This window comes from Methyloceanibacter sp. (assembly GCF_035650995.1).
Lineage (GTDB): Bacteria > Pseudomonadota > Alphaproteobacteria > Rhizobiales > Methyloligellaceae > Methyloceanibacter.
In genome coordinates, this window is record NZ_DASRGO010000032.1 from 1 (window position 1) to 3,487 (window position 3,487).

Genomic DNA, 3,487 nt, shown 5'->3' on the forward strand with positions numbered 1-3,487 from the left:
CTGGTCACCCTGTTCATCCCCTCGCAATCGTCACAGCCTCTGTCGCCCCACCCGGCCGCCGCCGCCGCTTTGCGCCGGCGGCCACCCTCCCCTCGCGGGGAGGGATGATGCTGCCTTGGCTAGCCCTGCATCCTATAACCACGCGAGCTTGGGCAGGTCGCCGACGAGCGGCCGGCAATAGGCATCGAACGCTCCCGTGATGTCGTTCGAGCCCGCGATGAACTCCGCCGGCATGTGGCGCGTCCGCCGCGCCACCGCCTTGAGGTCGGCGCGGGCGCATTCGCTGCGATAGGCGCCGGGCGCGTTGCCGGTCCTTACGATGATCACCGACGCGCTCCGGTCGCCCTTGGCGGCAAGCTCGGCGGCGTAGCGGCCGACCGACCGCGCCTCGATCGCGTCGATCGGGGAGGGCTCAGGCCAGCAGCGTTGGATGTAGCCGAACGTGTCGGCGCGCACGCGCGGGGCCTTGCCGCCCTTCGGCGTGAGCCCGGTCTTGACCAGATCGGCGAGCCCGTCGCCGAGCGCGCCTGAGCCCGACAATTGGATATTGCCGTGGGCGTCGACCTCGCCCGAGCGCATCAGCTTCGGCCCGATCTCGGCGCCGGACTCGTCCCGGATGCCTTCGCTCACGGCGATCTGGCAGCGCCCGAGCTTGGCGTAGACCCCCTCGACGTCGGCGAGGAAGGCATCGGTCGAGAACGGCACCTCCGGCAGATAGATGAGATGCGGCGCTGGCCGCTCGGCGGGCGCGGCACCGTCTGCGGGCGTCTGGCGGGCAAGCGCCGCCGCGGCGGTAAGGAAGCCTGCGTGCCGCCCCATGATGACGTTGATCTTGATGCCGCCGAGGCTTGCGTTGTCGAGCCCGTCGCCCGCGATGGCGAGCGCGACGTAGCGCGCGGCGGATGGGAAGCCCGGCGTGTGGTCATTCTCTCGGAGATCGTTGTCGATTGTCTTCGGCACATGGAAGCAGTTGAGCTCGTAGCCGGCCGCTTCCGCCTTCTCGCTCACGATGCGGCAGGTGTCGGCCGAGTCGTTGCCGCCGATATAGAAGAAATAGCGGATGTCGTTCGCCCGGCAGCCGGCGAGGATCTTGTCGCAATAGGCCTCGTCCGGCTTGTCGCGGGTCGAGCCGAGTGCGGCCGACGGCGTGCGCGCGAGCGCCTCGATCTTCGCCGTATCGATCGCGGTGAGATCGGCGAGCCCTTCGCTTCCCGGCTTGATCAGGCCGCGCACGCCGTGGCGCATGCCAAGGATGCGCTTCACTTTGCCGGTAGCGGCGAGTCCCGCTTTCAGGCCTTCGATCACGCCGGCGAGCGACTGATTGATGACGGCGGTCGGGCCTCCGGACTGGCCGATCGCTGCATTGCCGGTAGGAAGATCGGGCACGTCTGCGTCTCCTCGTGTTGGCGCGAGCGGGCGAGAATGCCTAACGCCTCTTGGCCTGGCAAGGTGCCGCCAGGGGGCAGATCGTTAACGCGCGACAAATCGACTCGCGCTATGATCCGATCGCCATGCCTCCGGTAACACCAAAAATCTCCGGCTTTCACCTCGGCCAGAGCCCGACGTTAAGGGGTCTTGGAACCTTCCTTCGCCGTCTCTCGGTTGCGGATTCGGTCGAAGACGTCGCCCATGTCGTGGCGCAGGGCGCGCGCACTTTGCTCGAAGCCGACGGCGCTACGGTCGTTTTGCGCGAGGGAGGGCTTTGCCGTTACGTTGAGGAGAGTGCGATCTCTCCCCTATGGAAGGGGCGCCGGTTTCCGCTTGAGGCGTGCATCTCGGGCTGGTGCATGCTTCATCGCGCGAGCGCGGTCATCCCCGACATCACGCAAGACCCTCGCATCCCGCAGGATGCTTACGCCTCCACCTTCGTCAAAAGTCTCGCCATGGTCCCTGTCCCGCAGGACGAGCCACTGGGCGCGATTGGCGCCTACTGGGCGCATGAGCGGGAGACCTCGCAACAGGAGCTCGAGCTGTTGCAGATGATCGCCAACGCGACCAGCCCCGCTCTCGAGCACGTGAGGCTCCGTAGCCATTGGAGCCAACCCGTCTGACACTTCGGTTAGCCGGCTGTCCCTTGGCGCCCCTCGGGGGGCGGTCGGTGTTTCATGCGTGAGGAGCTTTTTTGGGGGCCAAAGGCCACCCTTGGTGCGGCAATCCTTTAACACTGTTTCAATCCGGAACGCCTAGGCTTCCGCATCTAGGCTCGCGCGAGGCTTTGGAATGCCTCGGCGATGCCTGCCTTTGCTTGGCTCATCGGGGCGGACATCATGAACGGCGCGCGGGGGAGCGGACGGCCCGGCGGCAAAGGGCAGGCCCGCATCGAACCTGTGTTCGGCGCTCGCCGCGACGCCCCGAGGCGAAGACGGCATCCTCCCCGCGTCACGAGGCGCCCGCGGCGGAAGTTGAGGCGGGTCGTGGCGCGGCATCCGCTGCTCTACAAGGCGCTCCGCTTCACCCTGCTTGCGGCGATCTGGGGCACGATCGTGGTCGGCCTCGCCATGGTCTATTTCGTCGCCAGCGTGCCCGACCCGATCGTGGCCGCCCTCGACGACCGGCCGCCCAACGTCACCATCCTCGCCGAGGACGGCACCGTGCTCGCCGAACGCGGCTTGCGGCGCGGCCATGTGCGCCTCGACGTGCTGCCGCCTTATCTCACCAAGGCGGTGATCGCGACCGAGGACCGCCGCTTCTACTCGCATTGGGGCATCGATCCGATCGGGCTCGTGCGCGCCTCTTTCCGCAACGCCTCGGCCGGCACCGTGGTCGAGGGCGGATCGACCATCACCCAGCAGCTCGCCAAGAACCTGTTCCTTACGCCCAAGCGCACCATGCTGCGCAAGCTCCAGGAGGTGGTCTACGCCATCTGGCTCGAGCAGCGCTTCAGCAAGGATGAGATTCTCGAGCTCTATCTCAACCGCGTCTATTTCGGCGGCGGCACCTTCGGCATCGAGGCTGCGGCCAGGCACTATTTCGGCCGTTCGGCGCGCTCCGTCACCCTCCCGCAGGCGGCGCTGCTCGCCGGCCTGCTGAAGGCGCCGTCGAAATACGCCCCGACGCACAGTGTGAAGCTCGCCACCGAGCGCGTCGACGAGGTGCTCGAGAACATGGTCGAGGCGGGCTTTCTCAAGCCGGAAGAAGCGCGCGCGGCGAGCCAGCAGCCGCTCAACCTGTCGGCCAAGGGGGATGATACCGGCTATCCTTACGCCGTCGATTGGGTGGCCGAACTCCTGCCCGAGTTCGTCGGCGACAACGACAGCGATCTCATCGTCGACACCACCATCGACGCACGCCTCCAGCTTAAGGCGCAAGCCTCGCTTCGCCAGATCCTCGACGAGGAGGGTGGTGAAGTCGACGCAAGCGAGGGCGCGGCCGTGGTGCTCGATCCGCAAGGCGCGGTGAAGGCGCTCGTCGGTGGCCGCTCCTATTCGTCGAGTCCCTTCGACCGCGCGCTCAAGGCCGAGCGCCAGCCGGGCTCGGCGTTCAAGCC

At 67.3% G+C, this 3,487-nt stretch carries 3 protein-coding genes; 2 read left to right on the forward strand and 1 reads right to left on the reverse strand.

Going from position 1 to position 3,487, the window contains the following annotated elements:
- Positions 1–132: 132 nt before the first annotated feature.
- Complete coding sequence (locus tag VFB18_RS02735; RefSeq protein ID WP_324970829.1) at positions 133–1,386, reverse strand: diphosphate--fructose-6-phosphate 1-phosphotransferase; 1,254 nt, start codon at positions 1,384–1,386, stop codon at positions 133–135.
- A 125-nt stretch (positions 1,387–1,511) separates the two neighbouring features.
- Here VFB18_RS02735 and VFB18_RS02740 point away from each other — a divergent pair, with 125 nt between their 5' ends.
- Both VFB18_RS02740 and VFB18_RS02745 read left to right on the forward strand, forming a co-directional pair.
- Positions 1,512–2,051, forward strand: coding sequence for a GAF domain-containing protein (locus VFB18_RS02740; RefSeq protein ID WP_324970831.1), 540 nt, complete (start codon positions 1,512–1,514; stop codon positions 2,049–2,051).
- A gap of 363 nt (positions 2,052–2,414) precedes the next feature.
- The coding region (locus VFB18_RS02745) for a transglycosylase domain-containing protein (RefSeq protein WP_324970833.1) at positions 2,415–3,487 on the forward strand (1,073 nt) is incomplete at its 3' end.